Here is a 20,170-nt window from a genome sequence, read left to right on the forward strand (position 1 = left end):
AAACTCCTGGGTCGATAAAGCCGCATGGCGGCCAAGTAAGGATGTGCTGCCGGGAGCTACCCGGCAAAACTCAAAGCCCGTGGCGCATCAGCAGCAGCTCGGCAAGCTGCGCCGCGGCCTCGGCGCTGGCCGGGCGGGCAAAGATCAGGGCCTGGGTAATGGCGCCATCGATAAGCAGCAGCAGCTGATCGGCCATCACCGCTGGCTCTTTGGCGCCCAGCGCCTCACAGCGCTGCATCAGGCTCTGGTGCAACCGGCCTTTATGAAAGCGTGCCTCTTGGCGCACCGGATCGTCATGGTCCGCCACTTCGCCGGCGCCGTTGATAAAGGCGCAGCCGCAAAAATCTTCGCTGGCAAACCAGCCGGCCAATACCTCAAAAGCGCCAAGCAGTTGGGCTCTTGGGCCGTCATAGGCGGCAAGGCCGGCTTCAAACCAGGTCATCCATTTGTCGTCGCGGCGCCTAAGGGCGGCGGCAACCAAGGCGTCTTTGGTGCCGAAGTGCTTGTAGATGGTTTTTCGGGAAACCCCGCTTGCCTTAACGATGGCGTCCATCCCGGTTGCACTGATGCCGCCCCGGTAGATAAGGGTTTCGGTGGCGTCTAAAAGACGGTTTATCGGTTCTTGGGTGTCGATGTTTTGCATGTCTAGATGGTAGAACGATCGTTCTCTTCGGTGCAAGGGTTTATTTGTGTGGGTTCGGATTGAAATAAATAATTGATATTGCGATAACTGTTTTGTTTTAATTCAATACTACAATTCAGCTGTGTAACGCACAGGGAATTGCGAATTTGGCCAGTTATTGGCTTGTTGTTTCGTTAAACCCAGCCCGGAGTTCTTGGACAGATGAAGACGGTGGCTATCGTTGTATTCCCTGACTTTTTAATGCTCGACATGTCGGGCCCGGCTGAAACCTTCACGGTGGCGAACCGCTACCTGCCGGCCGATGAGCGCTACCGTATCGTGCTGGTCAGCACCGATGAGCTTGAAGTGCAGGCTTCCAACGGTATCAGGGTAAAGACCGATACCACCATCTTGGATACCACCGAACCCTTTGATTTCTTGCTGGTTGTTGGCGGCCCTGGCGCATACAGCGGCAGCCATCCCAATCTTTGTACCTGGCTTCGGGATATGGAAGGACGGGTAGGGCGCCTGGTGTCGGTCTGTACCGGCGCTTTTTTGATGGGCGAGGCCGGTTTGCTTGATGGCAGGAGGGTGACCACCCACTGGAGCTACACCGAGCGGCTGGCCCAGACCTACCCCAAGGCCAAAGTCGAACAAAACCAAATCTTCATCAATGACGAACAGGGGCTGGTGAGCAGTGGCGGTATTACCGCCGGTATTGACTTGGCTCTGTCGCTTATCGAGGCCGATCATGGCCGGCAAGTCGCCTTGCAGGTGGCCAAGGTGCTGCTGGTGGTGATGCGCCGCCAGGGCGGGCAGGTACAATTCAGCCCGCTCCATGCCGAGGCTAATACTGACGAATCCCCCATCGGCAAGGTACAGCGCTACGTGCTGGACAACCTCCATGAAGACTTCACCGTCGAGCGGCTGGCGGACCTAGCCGCCATGAGCCAGCGCCATTTTGCCCGCAGTTTTGCCCAGGAAGTCAAAATGACGCCCATGGAGTTTGTGCGGGCAGCCAGGGTGGACTCGGCTAGAAAAATGTTAGAAAACAGCGCGTTGCCGCTAAAAACCATCGCCTATCAAAGCGGCTTTGCCAATAGCCGCCAGATGCGTCAGCAATTTAATGACAAGCTGGGGGTTACCCCTGCCCAATATCGGCGCCAATTTGGTTAACTGGCCGTTAACTGACTTAGGATGGCCGTAATTGTCCTTTAATCGTCGTCACTTCTCAGCTGAGATCAGTAATCATTACCTGTGACCTTTAAAAAGGTTCAAGGATTGCCGCCCGTGGTTTCGGTGGCCAGGAAGCTGATTGCGTTAGATGACAATGCAAATTAAAACCCCAACTGACAACTTGGCGCTGCGTTTCGGGCCCTTTTTGTTCTATCCCGAGCAGCGCCTGCTGACCGAAGACGGCCGTGCCCTTAGCCTGGGGGGACGGGCGATGGATATGCTGCTGGTGCTGATTGAGCGCCGTGGCGAGACGGTCAGCAAAGAAGAGTTGATGAAGGCTGTTTGGCCCACCTCCGTGGTGGACGAGATAAGTGTCAGGGTCCATATCGCGGCGCTACGCCGGGCTCTGGGAGACAGCCACCGCAAAGAGCTCTATATCACCACCTTGCCGCAAAAAGGCTACCGTTTTAGCCGCGATGTCACCCTTGTCGCCGCTTCAGAGCCCCCAGCCGGGCCCCGCAGGTGCAACCTGCCAGCCCTGCTCAGTACCACCGAAGGCCGGGAAGTCGAGATAGACAAAGTGGCTAACTTGCTTACCCAACGCCGTTTGCTAACCATTACCGGCCCTGGCGGCATAGGTAAAACGACGGTGGCTATCCGGGCGGCGCAGCGCCTTAAAGACTTCTTCAGTGATGGCATTCATTTCCTCGATTTGGCCTGCCTTGACAGCAATGACGATCTCACCCAAAGCCTTTGCGAGCTATTGCGGGTGGAAAAAAGTGCCTTGCCGGGGTATTTGGCAAAGCAGCACATGCTGTTGGTGCTGGATAACTGCGAGCACTTGGTCAGCGAGTCAGCTTTACTGGCTGAATCCCTGCTGGGAAGCGCTGATAACCTCACCATCGTTGCCACCAGCCGAGAGCCCTTCAGAGCCGACGGCGAGAGCGTAATGCACTTGGGCCCACTGCCTTATCCGGTTGCCTCAGACGTTCTCACGGCGCAGGAAGCCCAAGGTTATGCGGCAGTGCGCTTGTTTGTCTGCCGCTGCCAATCCAGGCTGCCAGACTTTGTACTGAACGACGACAATGTTGCCGATATCTGCGCCATTTGTCGCCGTTTAGACGGCTTGCCGCTGGCGCTGGAGCTGGCGGCGGTACATATCGATGTGCTGGGGCTCAGAGGCATTGCCCTGCAACTGGAAGAGGGGGTTAAGGTCCTTAGCCAGGGTAAGCGCACGGCCATGAAGCGCCACCAAACCCTGCAAGCGGCCCTGGACTGGAGCTATGGCATGCTTGAAGCGTGCGAGCAGTCCTGCTTTCGCACCCTGTCTATCCTCAACGGCTCGTTTTCACTGGAGCAAGCGCTGGAGCTGCTCGATGTCCTGGATTGTGGCTCGCGCTCCCGGGCGAGGCTGCTGGAGGCGGTTACCCAACTGGTGACCAAGTCCTTGGTGGAGGTTGAACGCGGCAGCGAGGAGGTGCGTTACCGCCTGCTGGACACCACCCGCAGTTACGCCTTGGACAAGCTAAAACAGCGGGAGTTGGCCGAGAGCTAACTGGCTGATTTGTAATCATTATTTGAGGCCGGCCTTTGCTGGCCTTTTTTGTCTTTAATCCTGCCTTGTGTCCGTTAATCGCAGGCTTCTTTTAATATCAAAGGGTTAGATTCGCTTTGGGGCGTAGTGGCCGATTCTCGTTAACCACAAATAACGGTACTTAATCCATCGATGGGTCAAGCTCAAAAGTGTAGCAAGATGGTTTTTGAACTGAGCTGGAGTGGTGATGATTTTAACGGGCCGTTTTCGCCCCTTTAACTTTTCGAGTGCTTGCCGCGCCGGCTTTCTCTTTGTGTCTTCTGTGCTGCTGACACACCCCATACCCCATCGCCTCAGAAAAACCGCCGCGTTAAAGGCGGTCCTTCCCTGGTTGTATTTTACTTTTCCTGGTTAGCCAGGCGCGTTGAAGAGGAATGTTCGATGAATGCTGATGTAATTTTCAAAAATGGCCGCATCCATACCGTGGACAGGGAAAAACCCCAGGCCAGCGCTGTTGCCATCAAAGACGGGCGTTTCCTGGCAGTGGGCAATGACGCCGATGCCATGATGTTCTGCGGTAAGGAAACCGAAGTGGTGGACTTGCAAGGCCGAACCGTCGTTCCCGGCCTTAACGACTCGCACCTGCACCTTATTCGTGGTGGCCTCAATTACAACCTGGAGCTGCGCTGGGAGGGCGTGCCGTCCTTGAGCGACGCCTTGGCCATGCTCAAAGCCCAGGCCGACCGCACCCCGACCCCCCAATGGGTGCGGGTGGTGGGGGGCTGGAACGAGTTCCAGTTCGCCGAGCGCCGTATGCCCACCATTGACGAGCTGAACCGCGCCGCGCCCGACACTCCGGTGTTTGTACTGCACCTTTATGACCGGGCGCTATTGAACCGCGCCGCCCTTAAGGTGGTGGGGTATGACAAAAACACCCCCAACCCGCCGGGCGGTGAAATTGTCCGCGATGCCAGCGGCAACCCCACCGGCATGCTGATCGCCCGGCCCAACGCCATGATCCTCTACGCCACCCTGGCCATGGGGCCCAAGCTGCCGCTGGAATACCAGGTCAACTCCACCCGCCAGTTTATGCGCGAGCTAAACCGCCTTGGGGTGACCAGCGCCATCGACGCCGGCGGCGGTTTCCAAAACTACCCGGACGACTATCAGGTGATCCAGGAGCTGGCCGACGCTGACCAGCTCACTATCCGCATCGCCTACAACCTCTTTACCCAAAAGCCCAAGGAAGAGCTGGCGGATTTTCAAAGCTGGACCAAACAGGTCAAACCGGGGCAGGGCAGCGATTTCTTCCGCCACAATGGCGCCGGCGAGATGCTGGTGTTTTCCGCCGCCGACTTTGAAGACTTCCTCGAGCCAAGGCCGGACTTGGCCCCCAGCATGGAAGCAGAGCTTGAGCCCGTGGTGCGCCACCTAGTGGCCGAACGCTGGCCGTTTCGCCTGCACGCCACCTATGACGAGTCCATCTCGCGGATGCTGGATGTGTTCGAGAAGGTCAACCGTGACATTCCCTTCGACGGCTTGCCCTGGTTCTTCGACCACGCCGAAACCATCAGCCCCCAGAACATTGAGCGGGTTCGCGCCTTGGGCGGCGGCATTGCCATCCAAGACCGCATGGCCTTCCAGGGCGAATATTTTGTTGACCGCTACGGCCCTAAAGCCGCTGAACAAACGCCGCCCATCAAGCGAATGCTGGCCGAAGGGGTGCCGGTAGGCGCCGGTACCGACGCCACCCGGGTGTCCAGTTACAACCCTTGGACCTCCCTTTATTGGCTGGTGTCAGGCAAAACCGTGGGTGGCCTCAACCTCTACCCCGAAGGCTTGGACCGCGAACAAGCCCTGGCGCTCTTTACCCATGGCAGCGCCTGGTTCTCCTCCGAGCAAGGCAAGAAGGGCCAAATCAAGGTGGGGCAACTGGCCGATATGGTGGCGCTATCCAGCGATTACTTCCGTATCGACGAGGACGAAATCAAATGGCTTGAATCGGTACTGACCGTGGTGGGCGGCAAAGTGGTGTACGGCAGTGATGAGTTCACCAAGCTGTCGCCGCCGGTATTGCCGGTGCTGCCTGACTGGTCACCGGTGGCCATGGTGCCCGGTCACTGGCGCCCCAATCTTGCCGAGATCCAGGCCACCATGCACCAGTGCTGCGGCTCTTGCGCCGTACACGGCCATGACCACAACAAAGCGCGCTTCTCTGACGTACCGGTCAGCGATTACCAGGGATTCTGGGGCGCGTTAGGTTGCTCCTGCTTTGCTTTTTAATCTTGCCAAGGCCCTGTCACACAGGGCCTTTTTCTTAAACGAGGATTTGCGGTGAACGGTTATCTGCTTTTAGTGCGCGTCTTTATGAGCGCCGTGTTTTTATTCAGCGGTTTTGACAAGCTCTTTGATTGGGCTGAAGCCCTACGGGAAGTGGTGGGCTTTGGCCTGCCGATGCCGGCTTTTTTTGCCGCCGCCACCATCGTGGTGCAGCTGGGCGGTGGCTTGAGTGTATTGCTGGGCTTTTATACCCGCCTTGGCAGCTTGCTACTGATGGCCTTTACCGCCGCGGCGACACTGCTGGTGCATTGGCCTGTGGGCGCCCCCAACCCCACCATGGCGCTTACCACCAGCCTTGAGCACCTAGCCATTATTGGCGGTTTTGTGCTGCTGATGGTGACCGGCCCTGGAACCTTGGCGCTGGACGGCAAGCGCTGATGCTGCTGGTATCCCTGCTACTGACCGCCCAAACCCTATCGCCACCGGCGCTGACAAAGCTGCGCCAAGACGAGGATTGGTCGGCCTGGTGCGCCGATAAACCGCAGGGGTACCCCTATAAATGCCTCAGACCCATCGCCGACAGCCTATTGAGCCTGGGCGGTGAAGTGCGCTATCGCTATGAATTTACTGACGATCCTGTTTGGGGTGGCGATCCGCAGGACGATAACGGCGTTTTTATGCAGCGCTACGTGGGCTTTGCCGATTGGCACCTTGGCTCCCGTTGGCGTCTCTTTGGCCAAGTAACCAGCGCCATTGCCGACGGCAGGGCTGCCGGGCCTTCGATACCGGACCAAAATCGCCTGAGCGTGCAGCAATCCTTTGTGCAATATGCGGCGAAGGAATATAGCCTGACCCTTGGCCGCCAAGAGCTAAACCTTGGCTCGGGCCGGCTCTTGGATGTGCGAGAAGGCCCTAATGTCCGGCGCCGCTTTGACGCCGGCGTGGTGAACTGGCAGCTTGGCAACTGGCATTGGCAGGGCTTGGTGGCAAGGCCTTGGCGCTTTAAAATCGGTAATTTTGACGACCGGGTTGATCACAGCCAGGGGCTGTGGGGCTTTTACGGCACCACCCGCGCGCCACTATCCGGCAACCTTGACCTTTATTACCTTGGCTATCGCAACGAGCATGCCCGCTATGCCCAAGGACAAGGGGTTGAGCTTCGCCACACCCTCGGCACCCGGTTCTTTGGAGACCAGGGCCCCTGGTCCTGGAACTGGGAGTTTATCTACCAGTTTGGCCGCTTTGACGGTGGCGACATTCGTGCCTGGAGCCTGGCAAGCGATACCCGCTATCGCTTTAGCGCGCCACTTGCCCCCGAACTTGGCCTCTCTGCCAACGTTGCCAGCGGCGATAAAAACCCCAACGACAACAAGCTGGGGTCTTTTAATGCCCTGTTCCCACGAGGCAATTACTTTTCGGAAATGGCGCTCTTGGGGCCGCGCAATTTTTACAACCTGCACCCCTACTTGGGGCTGAACCTGACCCCGACCCTGGTGCTGACCACCGAGCTCGATTTCTTCTGGCGCCTTGAAAAGGGCGACGGCATCTATGGCCCTGCCGGCCAGCTGCTGCGCCCCGCTTATTCGCCTGGCTCGCGCTATGTGGGCACTGAGTTTGCCGCCAACTTCACCTGGACGCCCCTTCGCGGCCACCTGCTGACTGCCATTTACGGCCACTCTTTCCCTGGCCCCGCCCTTGGGGATGCCCAAGACGAAGACTTCCTCGAGCTGACCTGGCAGTACCGTTTTTAACCCCCTGTAGCGTTAAGTTGCCACCCTTGGAGGCTCCCCAGGGCCTGCTGGCTGGGCTTTTGACGGCTGTATTTCTAAGTTGACGCATTGCTGGTTGACGCGCACGTAAAGCGGGGTGTTCCCCCAGGCTGAGCGGCGCGTTATACCAAAGAAAAGGCAAAGACCTGAACTCAACGAGGAATGCAGCATGTCAGTCGATACCACCTACAACCCCCTTGGCACAGACGGCTTCGAGTTTGTCGAATACACCGCCGCCGACGCCGAAGGCATTGAGAAGCTCAAAGCCCTCTTTACCTCCCTTGGCTTTGCCGAAGTGGCCAAGCACAAGCACAAGGATGCCTGGCTGTATCGCCAGGGGGATATCAACTTCATCGTTAACGGCCAGCCCCACAGCCACGCCCTGGAATTTGCCAAAAAGCACGGCCCCTCGGTGTGCGCCATGGCGTTTCGGGTTGCTGACGCCAAAAAAGCCTTCGAGCATGCGGTCGCCAGCGGCGCCAAGCCCTATCCCAACCCGGTAGGGCCAATGGAGCTCAACATCCCGGCGGTTTACGGTATCGGCGAGTCCTTGCTGTTCTTTGTGGACATGTACGGCGAGAAAGACATCTACCGCATCGACTTTGATTTCTACGGTGACTACAAGGCGCGCATGGCCCGTGCCAATGCCGGCCTTTTCGAAGTGGACCACCTGACCCACAACGTGCACCAAGGCAACATGGCGGTGTGGGCTGATTTTTACGAGCGCATCGGTAATTTCCGCGAAATTCGCTACTTCGACATCGAAGGCAAGCTCACCGGTTTGGTGTCCAAGGCCATGACCGCCCCGTGCGGCAAAATTCGTATTCCCATCAACGAGTCATCCGACGACAAGTCGCAAATCGAAGAGTTTTTGCGCGAATACAACGGTGAAGGCATCCAGCATATCGCCCTGACCACCGACAACATCTACAAGACCGTGGCCGATCTGCAGGCCCGCGGCACCAAGTTCATGACCACCCCGGTAACCTACTACGAGCGGGTAAACGACCGGGTGCCCGGCCACGGCGAAGACTTGGCTCGCCTGCAGGAGCTCAACATCCTGATTGACGGCATGCCCAGCAAAGACGGCATCTTGCTGCAAATTTTCACCGAAACCGTGATTGGCCCAGTGTTCTTCGAAATCATTCAGCGCAAGGGCAACGAAGGCTTTGGCGAGGGCAACTTCAAGGCCCTGTTCGAGTCCATCGAAGAAGACCAAATTCGCCGCGGAGTGCTGAGCGATGCGTAAATGGGCGTCCATTCCTCACCGCGAGGGTATCCATTCCCGCCAGGCCCATGCGGACCTGCCCGAAGAGGGCCTCTATGAGCGGGAGATGGGCAAAGAGGGCTTTTTCGGCCCCACCGCCCATCTGCACCATCGCCATGCCCCCACCGGTTGGGTGAGCTGGGAGGGGCCGCTGCGGCCGCGGCTTTTTGATCTCAACCAGGTGAAGGGGGAGGGCAACTCCCCCTGGCATGCCGATTTAATTTTGCACAACGCCCATTGCCGTTACCGGCTGTGGCGCCCGAGCGGCAAGATGGAGCGCCTGGCCCGTAACGCAGACGGCGACGATCTGCTGTTTGTCCATGACGGCGAAGCCGAATTTTTCTGCGATTTTGGCCACCTGACGCTTCGTGACGGCGATTATCTGATGATCCCCCGTGGCACCATGTGGCGCCTCGAGCCCAAGGCCCCGATGACGGTGCTGATGATAGAAGCCACCAACGGCAGCTATCAGCTGCCCGACAAGGGCCTGGTGGGGCCGCAAGCCATCTTCGACCCGGCGGTGCTGGATGTGCCGGCCATGGACGAGGCCTTCAAGGCCCAGCAGGGCGAGGAAAGCTGGCAGCTGGAGGTGAAACGCCACAACCAGGTGAGCGTTATTACCTACCCGTTCAACCCCTTGGATGCCATCGGCTGGCATGGCGAGCTGTGCGTGCTGCGCCTTAACTGGCGCGATATCCGGCCGCTGATGAGCCACCGCTATCACCTGCCGCCAAGCGCTCACACCACTTTTGTGGCGCCGCGCTTTGTGGTCTGCACCTTTGTGCCACGGCCCATTGAGTCGGACCCCGGCGCTCTTAAAGTGCCGTTCTACCACTCCAATGACGACTATGACGAAGTGCTGTTCTACCACGCCGGGGATTTTTTCAGTCGCGACAACATCGAGCGCGGCATGATGACCTTCCACCCGGCCGGTTTTACCCACGGACCTCATCCCAAGGCCTTTAAAGCCGGCATGGAGTACAAGAAAAAGGCCACCGACGAAGTGGCGGTGATGCTCGATACCCGCGACGCCCTGGACGTAGGCGACGCCGCGTCGGTGACCGAGAACGCCAATTACGTGAACAGCTGGAAGGGAGAGGGCAAGTGAAGCTGGCAACAATCAAGGACGGCAGCCGCGACGGCTGCCTGGTGGTGGTCAACAAGGCCCTCAATAAAGCGGTGAAGGTGGCAGACATCGCCCCGACCCTGCAATACGCCCTGGATAACTGGCAAGCCCTGGCGCCGCGCCTAAGCGAGATGTACTTCGCCCTCAACCAGGGCGCGCTGGCCGGCGCTTTTGCCTTTGACGAAACCCAGTGCCACTCGCCGCTGCCGCGCGCCTACCAGTGGGCCGACGGCTCAGCCTATGTGAACCATGTGGAGCTGGTGCGAAAGGCCCGTGGCGCCGAGATGCCGGCAACCTTCTGGACCGATCCCTTGATGTACCAAGGGGGCTCTGACAGTTTTATCGGCCCCCGTGACGACATAGCCCTTGGCAGCGAAGACTGGGGCATCGATTTTGAAGCGGAAGTGGCGGTCATTACCGATGACGTGCCCATGGGCGTCAGCGCCGAGGACGCCGGCCAGCACATCAAGCTCATCATGCTGGTTAACGATGTGTCGCTGCGCGGCCTTATCCCCGGCGAGCTTGCCAAGGGTTTTGGCTTTTTCCAGTCCAAACCCTCCAGCAGCTTCTCGCCGGTGGCCATCACCCCCGACGAGCTGGGCGATGCCTGGCAGGGCGGCAAGGTGCAGCTGCCGCTGGTTAGCCACCTTAACGGCAAGCTCTTTGGCGAACCCGATTGCGGGGTCGATATGACCTTTAACTTCGACACCCTTGTGGCCCACGCCGCCAAAACCCGGCCGCTGGGCGCTGGCGCCATTGTTGGCTCCGGCACCATCTCCAACTACGACAGGTCCAAGGGGTCATCCTGCTTGGCCGAAGTGCGGATGCTCGAAACCCTGGAGTTTGGCGCGCCAAAAACCCCCTTTATGCGCTTTGGGGACCGGGTGCGTATCGAAATGCTGGACGCGCAGGGCCAGAGCCTTTTTGGCGCCATCGACCAGCAGGTGGTTAAGGGATGATTCTCTACGGTTACTGGCGGTCATCGGCCGCCTACCGGGTGCGGATCGCCATGGCCATCAAGGGCATTGATTGCGAGCAGCGCGCCGTGCATCTGGTTAAAGATGGCGGCGAGCAACATGGCCCGGGTTACCGGGCCTTAAACCCGGCCGAACTGGTGCCCACCCTGGTGGACGGTGAACTGGTGCTGAGCCAGTCCCTTGCCATCATGGAATACCTGGAAGAAACCCAGGGCGGCCCGGCACTGTTGCCGAGCGCCCCTGCCGAGCGGGCCCAGGTGCGGGCCTTTTGCCAGGACATTGCCTGCGACATCCACCCGGTCAACAACTTGCGGGTTCTGCAATACCTGCAAGGGGAGCTGGGGCTGAGCGACGGCCAAAAAGACGACTGGTATCGCCACTGGCTGGCCGTTGGTTTTAGGGCTCTAGAACAGCGCCTCGAGGCCAGCGCCGGGCGCTACGCTTTTGGCGATACCCTGACTCTGGCCGATTGCTGCCTGGTGCCTCAGGTGTATAACGCTCGCCGTTTCAAGGTGGACATGGCACCGTACCCGACCCTCAATGCCGTCTGTGCCCGGCTTGAGACCCTGGATGCCTTCATTGCCGCCGCCCCCGAGCATCAACTGGACGCTCATTGAAAAAAGTCGGCGCTATGCCGACTTTTTATGCACTTCTGCTTCCCCTTAATTTTTCTCCTGCTAACCTCTGAGTGGATCGCCGTCGGCAGGGAAAAACGATGACAATAAAGAACTTAACGCTAAGACAGCGCTTATTGGCCAGCCATATTGCGGTGGTGGTGATGGTGCTGGCGGTTTGCGCAGTTTTGATTGTCGCCCTGGGCCGGCCCGACAAAAGCACCTCGGCCATAGAGCACAAGGCCGAGCACCTTACCGAGCTGATTGAACAAGCCGCCAGGGTGGCCGAAGACAGCGCCCGTATCCTGGAGCTGGCCGACCTTGGCAGCCCTTCCTTTCGAAGCGGCTTGGTCAAACAGAACGTGGGCAGCCATCAAATGGTGTTTGGCTCAGCCCTGGCCTTTTTACCGGAATTTCAGCCCCCCGGCCCCATCAAGGCACCCTACGCCTATCGCAGCGGCAACAAGATATTGCTGACCGATCTTCGTGAAGCCTACGACTTCACCCTCGGCTCCCAATGGTTTATCGAGCCGGTCAGGGTGCGCCAGCCAAGATGGTCGGCCCCGTATTTTGACGACGGCGGCGGCAACATCTGGATGATCACCTATTCGGTGCCCATTTTCCGAGGCGAAACGGTGCTGGGGGTGATGACCATCGATATCGCTATCGACGAGCTGGCGGCGGCCAATGGCGACGGTAAAACCGAGCTGCTGGGCCCCAAGGGCCAACCCCTTAACCAGCTCAATGAAGAGTTAAGTGGCCCGGCGCTGCCTATTGGCCACACAGGTATTTCCATGCGTTGGCAAGGGCAAGAAGAGCAGCGCAATCTTTGGGCCTATCTGGCCAGCCTGCTGGTGTGCCTGGGCTTGGCGCTGCTGGCGATGCGGCTGTTAATCCGCTTTCATACCAAGCCGCTTTACTCCCTGGCCTGGGGCTTTCGCCAGCTGCAACAAGGCAAACCCACCCAGCCCCTGGTGCCAGGTGGCGCCCCTGAGCTAAAAGAGTTGGCGGTGAGCTTTAACCGCCTGCAGGGGGGCGCTCAAATATCCGATAAAGCCACCATTGCCAGCGCCTTTATCGAGCATCTCCCCGGGGTGGCCTACCGCGCTGATGGTAGCGGGCAGATCCAGTTTATTAACCCTTATATCTTTGATTTAACAGGCTTTGGTGAAGACGAGTTCCTTAAGGGTGAGCGCTTGTTGCTGTCCCTTGTGCACGGCGACGATCGGGCTCGGGTCCAAGAAACTATCGATGAGGCCATCAAGCGCCGGGTGCCTTATGCCGTTGAATATCGCCTTGAGCACCGCCTTGGCTCCCAGCGCTGGGTATCGGAGCGGGGCGACCCGGTGATAGGCGACGATGGCCAACTGCTGGGATGGGACGGCGCCATCTTCGATATTGCCGACAAACAATCGGCGCGCGAGCGTCTGGAGCGGCGCGAGCAGCTATTAACCGCCATCTTCAAGGAAGTGCCCACCGGCCTTGCCATGGTCAGCGAAGACGGCAAGGTGGTTGAGTCCAACCCGGCCTTGGCCGAGCTGCTGGGCCTTTCCGGCAGCCAACTCAAAGGGGCTTTGGTTAGCGCCTTTTTCCGCCCCAAAGACATGCACTTTATCCGCGGCCAGTTGGAGCAACTGCAAAAAGGGGAAGGGGACTTTACCTGGGAAGGCGAGCTTATCAGCGCCCAGGGCAAGGGCCGCTGGGTGCAGCTTGCCTGGCGTAGCCTGAGCCTAGGCCGCAGCGTGCTGGTGGTGACCGACATGGACACCCGGCGCGCCATGGAGAAGCAAATTCAAGAGGCCAAAGAAGAGGCCGACCATGCCTCCAAGGCCAAAAGCGATTTCCTGGCCAATATGAGCCACGAGATTCGCACCCCCATGAACGCCATCCTCGGCTTTGCACAATTGGCCCAAGAGCAAGAAGGGGCCAGCCCCTACCTGGGGAAAATTCAGCAGGCCTCGAAAACCCTGCTGCGGATCCTCAACGACATCCTGGATTTCTCCAAGATTGAAGCGGGCAAGATGTCTGTTGAGAATGTTGAGTTCCGCCTGGACGACACCCTGGCCAACCTGCGGGACATCTTTGCCGATACTGCCGCCCAAAAGCATATCGAGCTGGTGCTGAATCTGATGCCAGATTGCCCCAATCAGCTCAAGGGCGATCCCCATCGGCTGACCCAGATCCTGATGAATCTGGTGTCCAACGCCCTTAAGTTCACCGAAAAGGGGGAAATCGTCATAGGGGTGCAGCAAAGCAAGCCCGGTTGGCTGCAATTTAGCGTGCGCGACACCGGTATCGGCATGACCCCGGATCAGATAAGCAAACTCTTTGGCGCCTTTAGCCAGGCCGACAGCTCCACCACCCGCCGCTACGGCGGCACCGGGCTGGGGCTCGCCATCTGCCAGCGGCTTTGCCAGCTGATGGGCGGCGAGATAGAAGTGCGCTCCGAGTTTGGCCGCGGCACGCTCTTTAGCTTCTCCCTGCCCTTGGTACCCGAAGGCAGCCAGAGCGACTTGACCCAGGTGGCGGCCTTGCAGGGCTGCCAGGCCCTGGTGGTGGACGACAACGAAACCCAGTTGGCGGTGCTCGAAGGGCTGCTGAGCGCTTATGGTTTTGTGGTGCGCAGCGCCCTTGATGGCCGCAGTGCCTTGCAGATGATGAGCCAGTCTATGCCGCAGCTACTGCTGGTGGACTGGCAAATGCCGGGCATGGATGGCATCGAGCTTATCGAGACGGTTAAAACCCTGCCCAGTCAGCCCAAAGGCATATTGATGGTGTCGGCCTTTACCGACGATGCCTTGGTGCAGAAGGCCACGCCCCTTGGGGTCAAGGAAGTGCTGCTCAAACCGGTCAGCCCCTCCACCTTGTTTGATGCGGTTTGCGAGGCCCTTGGCGAAGGCACCGGCCGCTTGCCGGTGCGCCGGGCCCTGGACGGCAACAGCCTGCGCTACCCGGCCCTGGCCGGTAAAAAGGTGCTGCTGGTGGACGATAACGATCTCAACCGGGAAGTGGCCCAGAGCTTCCTGACCAAGGCAGGCATTCAGGTGCTGGTGGCCAAAGATGGCCAGGACGCCCTGGACCGCCTGACCAACCGCGACGTTGACCTGGTGCTGATGGATTGCCAGATGCCAATAATGGACGGCTTCGAGGCCACCCGCCGGCTGCGCCAATCGCCCAAGTGGCAAGACTTGCCGGTGATTGCCATGACCGCCAACGTGATGGACAGCGACAAGAACCTCTGCCTGGCAGCGGGCATGAACGACCATATCGGTAAACCGCTGGACGTGCCGGTGATGTTTGAGGTGATCGCCCGCTGGCTGGGGGTGGAGGCCGAAGTGGAGGCGCCCGCCACGCCGGATGCCGCGCCCGACTGGCCGCAGCACCCACAGCTAAATGTCAGTGAGGGGCTAAGGCGGGTGATGAACGATGCCGGGCTTTACACCAAAGTGCTGAGCCGCTTTGCTGGCCAGGCGCCCACTATGCTGACCCCAACCGACCCACAGAGCGACCTTCGCCAGCTCCACACCCTCAAGGGCTTGCTGGGCAGTCTTGGTGCCAACGCCCTGGCCGAAACGGCGCGTCAGCTTGAAGGCCGCGCCAGAGGCGGCGAACCCACGGCGCCGCTACTGGCCAGCCTTAATGAAGAGATGGCGGGGCTGCTGGCCGCCATTGACGCTTGGCTGCCCGAGGCGCCGCCGCAATCTGTGCTGGTCGCCCTTGAGGACGATATCAAAGCGCGCCTTGGCGCTTTGCGCCCGGCCCTGCAAGCGGCCGATGCCAGCGCTCTTGACCAGTTGGAGCAGCTCTTGGCCGAGCAGCCCGAGCTGGGGGCTACCCTTAATGAACTGCGCGCAAGGCTTGAACGCTTTGACTTTGACCTGGCGCTGGCCGAACTGGATACCTTGCTGGAGGAGGCATGAAAGAAGCCACGTTGTTGCTGGTGGACGATGTGCCGGAGAACCTGCATATCCTTCGCGAGTCGCTAAAGGATCTGTACCACATCAAGGTGGCGACCCAGGGCACCAAGGCCCTGGCGTTGGCCAAGGCAGAGCCGAGGCCCGACCTTATCCTGTTGGACATCATGATGCCGGACATGGACGGTATCGCCGTTTGCCAGGCCCTCAAGGCCGATCCCTTGACCCACAGGGTGCCGGTTATTTTCGTTACCGCCATGGGCGAGGTGGAAGACGAGGCCAGGGGGCTCTCGGTCGGGGCGGTTGATTACATCACCAAACCCATCAGCCCGGCCATAGTACGGGCCAGGGTGGCCACCCACCTGCGGCTTTATCAGCAGGAGAAAAACCTCGAAGCCCTGGTGCGAGAGCGTACCCGCGAACTGGAAGAAACCCGCGAAGCGATCATCGTGCGCCTGGGGCGAGCGGCGGAGTACAAAGACAACGAAACCGGCATGCACGTGCAGCGCATGAGCCATTACGCCTATGAGCTGGCGCGGGTGCTGGGCATGCCAGAAGACTGGGCAGTGCTGCTGCGTATGGCCGCGCCCATGCATGATGTGGGCAAGATTGGTATCCCCGATGCCATCTTGCAAAAGCCGGGCAAGCTCGATGACAGCGAGTGGCTGGTGATGCGCACCCACCCGGCCATTGGCGCCGAGATTTTAAAAGACGACACCTCGCCGCTGATGACCATGGCCTGCAAAATCGCCCTGACCCACCACGAGAAGTTCGACGGCAGCGGCTACCCCAACCGGCTCAAAGGGGAGCAAATCCCCCTGGAGGGGCGGATAGTAGCGGTAGCCGATGTTTTTGACGCCCTGACCTCAGAGCGCCCCTACAAAAAGGCCTGGTCTATCGAAGAGGCCATGGCTCTTCTCAAAGAGGAAGCGGGCCGGCATTTCGACCCGCAAGTGGTGGCGGCCTTTGACCAGGTGGTGGACAAGGTGCCGCAAATCCGCGCCGCCTTTGCCGATGCTCAGGAAAAGGCGTAGCAGTCCATGGCAAGGATGCCGTGGCTGATGGAGTGATGTAACAGCTCAGCTTTGCCCCCCGCGCCCATGGCCACCAACAGCGGCAGGAAATGCTCTGGGGTAGGGTGGTTGGCAAGGGCTTGTGGCCCTTGTTGCCAATTGAGCAGCGCGTCGTTATCCCCTTTTGCCAGGCGCTCGCCAACCCAATCGCTAAAGGCCGTCACCCAAGGCGGCGCCGCGCTGCCGTCTGGTTGCAAGGCGCGAAGGTTATGGGTGAGGCTGCCCGAGCCGATAACCAACACGTTTTTTTCCTTGAGGTACTTGAGCTTCTGGCCAAGGGCGTAAAGCTCGCTGTTGCTCCAGTTAAGGGGCAGGGACAGGCTCAGCACCGGGATGTCGGCATTGGGGTAGAGCAAAGACAGCGGCACCCAGGCGCCGTGGTCCATGCCCCTGTCCACCGAGGTGGCGCCCAGGGTTTGGGCCAATTCTTCGGCCAGGGCCGGCGCCCCTTGGGCCGGGTATTGCTGCTGGTAGAGAATGGGCGGAAAACCGTAAAAATCGTGGATGGTTTCCGGCTTTTGGCTGTGGCTTACCGCCAAGCCCCGGGTGGCCCAATGGGCTGACACCACCAAGATTGCATCAGGCTGATAACGCTTTCCCAGCGCAATTAAAAAATCCCGAGCGGGCCCTGGGGTCAGGGCCAGCATCGGGGAGCCATGGGAGATAAAAAGGCTCGGTAACATGGTATGTGCCTCAGGCGAAACGTTTATTAAGGACCAGGGCGCCGCCGCCAAGACCGGCTTGCACCAGCAGAGCCAGGGCCCAGAAGGCAGGGAATTCCCAGCCGCCACCGGTATTTGAGAACACCCAGCCGTTAGCGGCGTGCACCGACAAGGCGCCCAGCAGCAGCGGGATAAAGGCCAGGCTCACCCAGCGGGTATAAATGCCGAGGATAAGGGCGGCGCCGCCGGCCACTTCGGCAAAGATGGTCAGGTAGGCGAAAAAGCCGGGAAAGCCCACCGATTCGAAGTACCCCACGGTACCGGGAAGGGTGAAGACAAAGATTTTCATCAGGCCGTGGGCCAGAGCCATCACCCCAAGGGAGATGCGAAGCAGAGAGGCGGCGTAACTGTTCATGGTGTTGCTCCAAATTCGTGTCAGGAAGATGGTGTTCACTTTAGGCGTGATTGATTTGTAGATAATCACCATGAACGGAACATCATTGGTTCTTATTTGCGGATAATGTCCTTTTCCCAATAGGGCGGGGAGCCCCAGGCGGCCGCCAGGAAGTCTAAAAACACGCCTACCTTGGCCGGCAGGTGATGGCGGGCCGGGTAGATGCCGTAAATACCGATTTGCGTCTCCACCTGCTCGGCCAACAGCACCTTGAGCCGGCCACTGCGGATACTGTCATCCACCAAAAAACTGGGCTGATAGGCAATGCCAAGGCCGGCTTCGGCGCCGTGATTAAGTACTTCGCCGTTGTTGCTCTCAAGGGCGCCAGCCATGGTGATGCTGGTTTCACCGAGCTGCCAGTGGGTACCCCGCGAGCCGCGATAGCGAAGCCCCAAGTGGTGGCCTAGGTCGGCAATGCTTAAAGGCTCGCCGTTGGCGGCAATATAGGCCGGGGAGGCCACCAGCAGCATCCGGCAGCTTGTCAGTGGCCGGGCCACCAGGCTTGAGTCTTCTAACGCGCCGATACGAATGGCCAGATCGAAACCTTCTTCGAGCAAGTCTACCTGGCGGTCGCTCAAGTCCAGCCGCACCTCAAGCTCGGGGTGCTGGACCATAAACTGGGCCACCAACGGTGCCAGATAACGGGTGCCAAAAGACATGGGACCGTTGACCCTGAGCCGGCCAGACACCTGGGTGCTGCTTTGGTGCAGCTCGGTTTGGGCGTCATCGAGCTGCTGCAAAATGGCCTGGGCTCGGGCAAGGTAGCGCTCGCCGGCTTCGGTCAGGTGCAGGCGCCGGGTGGTGCGCTGCAACAGCCGCACCTTGAGGTGCGCCTCCAGTTGCATCACCAGTTTTGATAGCTGGGTGCGAGACATCTCCAGCTGCTCGGCGGCGCGGGTGTAGCTCTCCAACTCAGCCACTTTGACAAAGGCCTGCATGGCGGCCAGCAGGTTCATGGCGCCTCTCCAAAAGGCGGCGGCGCCTGGGTGATGAAATCTGGTGCGGCGGTGATGGTTACCTGCTCGCCAAAAGCCTCAAAAGACAAGGCATAGGCGTGGAGACACACCCGCTCAAAGGCGCTGCCACCGTACAAGTCGTCCCCTAAAATTGGCGCGCCCAGGCTCTTCATGGCCACCCGCAGCTGGTGGGTCTTGCCGGTTTGCGGCCACAATCGGTAGAGGCGGCGGCCATCGCCAAGGGCGGTGGAGTCAAAGCGGGTGATGGCGGGGTTCGCTTGGCTGCGCAGTAAGCGCCAGGCTCCGCGGCGGGCCTTGGTCATGTCGCCTTTGATAAGGCCTTGCTTCTTGCCTGGCTTTTTGTCGGAAAGGGCGAGATAGCACTTGTTTATCTGCCGCGCTTCAAAGAGGCGGCCCAGTTCGGCGGCGGCGTCGCTGTCTTTGGCAAAGAGCACCAGGCCGGTGGTGACTTTGTCCAGGCGGTGCACCGGCCAGAGCTTGCAGCCGAGGGTGGATTCCACCTCGACGAAAAATCCCGGCCCTTGTTCGGCATGAAAACTGGCCGCTTGGGTCTTGTTGACGATGACAAAGCGCGGGCAGTCGTAAATCAGCTCAAACAAAAGCCACCTCCGGTAATTGATGAAAACGGGCAAAGTCCTTGAGCGCCTTGTGAAAGCTGGCCTCAAGGGCAGCGCCGGGCTTTTGCTGCCAGTGCAGGGCTTTTACCCGCAGCACACCGGCTGGCCGGTCGGCCTTGAGATCGGTGATGCCCACCAGGGCGTCGCCATAAAGAATGGGCAGGCCAAAGTAGCCGTAGCGGCGCTTGGCTTCCGGCAGGTAGCACTCCAACTGGTAGTCAAAGCCAAAGAGGCGGTTAAGGCGCTTTCGCTGAAGGACCAAAGGGTCAAAAGGGGAGAGCAGCCGCACCTTGCGAGGCGCCGGTGGCGGCTCGTGTTGGGCGTCACTGGCCAGCATCAGCTCGCCGGCCTTTTCCACCAATTCGCCACTTTTGCGCATGGCCGCTACCGCCGCTTTCACCAAGGGGCCATCGCCCCGGCGAAGGTAGGCTATCTCTTCTACCCGCCCCAGCCCCTGGCTTGCCATAAAGCAGTGCACCAAGTGGCGGCCGTAGTCGAGGTCGCTGGCGCGGTGGGTGACCACTGTGCTTGGGAGCAGGCGCTCGGGCAGGTCAAACACCTTTTGAAAGCCGTCTCTGTGGCTAACCATCAGCTCCCCTTCGTGAAAGAGTTGCTCAAGGGCCTTTTTTTCGTCCGACCATTGCCACCAGCCGCCTTTGGCTTTGACAAAATCCGAGGCTTTAAGGGGGCCTTCGGCGCGGATCCTATCCAGTACAAAGCGGCACAGCTTGGCGTTTTTCTCAAACCAGTGGCGCTGGCCCTCGCGAATGCGGTCCATCCGTATCCGGGCAAAACGGTAGCTGCTCATGGGCAGGTAGGCGGCGGCGTGAGACCAATACTCGAAGATCTCCCGGCGCTGCTCGGCGCTGGCCAGCGCGCTTTCTTGGTAGCGGGGCAGGCGGTTATAGAGCTGGTGGTGATGGGCGCGGCAGATCACCTGGATGGCATCGAGTTGCAGGGCGCCAAGGTTGGCAATCAGCCCAGCCAGGCCTTGCTGCCAGGGCTGATAAAGGTGCTGGCGGGCCAGCACCAGCGCACGGGTTGGGTCCATGTGTGGTGTCATTTCCAAAGACGAAAACTCAGCCTACCACGGGTGGGCTGGCGGGCA

The 20,170-nt window shown here is 59.6% G+C and carries 17 protein-coding genes; 11 read left to right on the top strand and 6 right to left on the bottom strand.

Annotated elements, in window-relative coordinates:
* Window positions 1–70: 70 nt before the first annotated feature.
* A complete protein-coding gene (locus tag AC22G1_RS07940) occupies window positions 71–643 on the bottom strand; it encodes a TetR/AcrR family transcriptional regulator (RefSeq protein ID WP_487316274.1) in 573 nt (190 codons plus the stop codon).
* 201 nt (window positions 644–844) lie between these two features.
* On the opposite strand from AC22G1_RS07940, the gene AC22G1_RS07945 reads away from it, so the two are divergent.
* From AC22G1_RS07945 to AC22G1_RS07995, 11 genes are all read left to right on the top strand, one after another.
* Window positions 845–1,798 carry a GlxA family transcriptional regulator gene (locus tag AC22G1_RS07945; protein ID WP_487316275.1) on the top strand — a complete coding sequence of 318 codons (954 nt, stop codon included), beginning with the start codon at window positions 845–847 and terminating at the stop codon, window positions 1,796–1,798.
* 154 nt (window positions 1,799–1,952) lie between these two features.
* Window positions 1,953–3,353: an ATP-binding protein gene (locus tag AC22G1_RS07950; RefSeq protein WP_487316276.1), complete on the top strand. Its 1,401-nt coding sequence runs from the start codon at window positions 1,953–1,955 to the stop codon at window positions 3,351–3,353.
* Between the two features lie 420 nt (window positions 3,354–3,773).
* Complete coding sequence (locus tag AC22G1_RS07955) at window positions 3,774–5,615, top strand: amidohydrolase (protein WP_487316277.1); 1,842 nt, start codon at window positions 3,774–3,776, stop codon at window positions 5,613–5,615.
* 51 nt (window positions 5,616–5,666) lie between these two features.
* Window positions 5,667–6,050, top strand: coding sequence for a DoxX family protein (locus AC22G1_RS07960; RefSeq protein ID WP_487316278.1), 384 nt, complete (start codon window positions 5,667–5,669; stop codon window positions 6,048–6,050).
* Complete coding sequence (locus AC22G1_RS07965; RefSeq protein ID WP_487316279.1) at window positions 6,050–7,363, top strand: alginate export family protein; 1,314 nt, start codon at window positions 6,050–6,052, stop codon at window positions 7,361–7,363. The genes AC22G1_RS07960 and AC22G1_RS07965 overlap by 1 nt, the downstream gene beginning before the upstream one ends.
* A gap of 187 nt (window positions 7,364–7,550) precedes the next feature.
* Complete coding sequence (gene hppD / locus AC22G1_RS07970) at window positions 7,551–8,630, top strand: 4-hydroxyphenylpyruvate dioxygenase (protein WP_487316280.1); 1,080 nt, start codon at window positions 7,551–7,553, stop codon at window positions 8,628–8,630.
* A complete protein-coding gene (locus AC22G1_RS07975; RefSeq protein WP_487316281.1) occupies window positions 8,623–9,756 on the top strand; it encodes a homogentisate 1,2-dioxygenase in 1,134 nt (377 codons plus the stop codon). Before hppD ends, AC22G1_RS07975 begins: the two co-directional genes overlap by 8 nt.
* The gene (locus AC22G1_RS07980; protein ID WP_487316282.1) at window positions 9,753–10,733 is read left to right on the top strand and encodes a fumarylacetoacetate hydrolase family protein; all 981 of its coding nucleotides are present in this window, start codon (window positions 9,753–9,755) and stop codon (window positions 10,731–10,733) included. The genes AC22G1_RS07975 and AC22G1_RS07980 overlap by 4 nt, the downstream gene beginning before the upstream one ends.
* Window positions 10,730–11,368 (top strand): maleylacetoacetate isomerase, encoded by a 639-nt coding sequence (maiA, locus tag AC22G1_RS07985; RefSeq protein ID WP_487316283.1) that lies wholly within the window; start codon window positions 10,730–10,732, stop codon window positions 11,366–11,368. Before AC22G1_RS07980 ends, maiA begins: the two co-directional genes overlap by 4 nt.
* Window positions 11,369–11,466: 98 nt before the next feature.
* The gene (locus AC22G1_RS07990) at window positions 11,467–15,285 is read left to right on the top strand and encodes a response regulator (protein ID WP_487316284.1); all 3,819 of its coding nucleotides are present in this window, start codon (window positions 11,467–11,469) and stop codon (window positions 15,283–15,285) included.
* Window positions 15,282–16,313, top strand: a complete 1,032-nt coding sequence (locus tag AC22G1_RS07995) for an HD-GYP domain-containing protein (RefSeq protein WP_123420721.1) — start codon at window positions 15,282–15,284, stop codon at window positions 16,311–16,313. Before AC22G1_RS07990 ends, AC22G1_RS07995 begins: the two co-directional genes overlap by 4 nt.
* Here AC22G1_RS07995 and AC22G1_RS08000 read toward each other — a convergent pair.
* The 5 genes from AC22G1_RS08000 to AC22G1_RS08020 form a co-directional block, all read right to left on the bottom strand.
* A complete protein-coding gene (locus tag AC22G1_RS08000; protein WP_487316285.1) occupies window positions 16,298–17,035 on the bottom strand; it encodes a dioxygenase family protein in 738 nt (245 codons plus the stop codon). The genes AC22G1_RS07995 and AC22G1_RS08000 overlap by 16 nt on opposite strands.
* A gap of 10 nt (window positions 17,036–17,045) precedes the next feature.
* A complete protein-coding gene (locus tag AC22G1_RS08005) occupies window positions 17,046–17,429 on the bottom strand; it encodes a DoxX family protein (protein ID WP_487316286.1) in 384 nt (127 codons plus the stop codon).
* A gap of 92 nt (window positions 17,430–17,521) precedes the next feature.
* Window positions 17,522–18,424 (bottom strand): LysR family transcriptional regulator, encoded by a 903-nt coding sequence (locus tag AC22G1_RS08010; RefSeq protein WP_487316287.1) that lies wholly within the window; start codon window positions 18,422–18,424, stop codon window positions 17,522–17,524.
* Window positions 18,421–19,044, bottom strand: a complete 624-nt coding sequence (locus AC22G1_RS08015; protein ID WP_050658611.1) for a TIGR01621 family pseudouridine synthase — start codon at window positions 19,042–19,044, stop codon at window positions 18,421–18,423. The genes AC22G1_RS08010 and AC22G1_RS08015 overlap by 4 nt, the downstream gene beginning before the upstream one ends.
* The gene (locus tag AC22G1_RS08020) at window positions 19,037–20,113 is read right to left on the bottom strand and encodes a winged helix-turn-helix domain-containing protein (protein ID WP_487316288.1); all 1,077 of its coding nucleotides are present in this window, start codon (window positions 20,111–20,113) and stop codon (window positions 19,037–19,039) included. The genes AC22G1_RS08015 and AC22G1_RS08020 overlap by 8 nt, the downstream gene beginning before the upstream one ends.
* Between the last annotated feature and the right edge of the window lie 57 nt (window positions 20,114–20,170).

This window comes from Gallaecimonas zhanjiangensis (assembly GCF_057624825.1).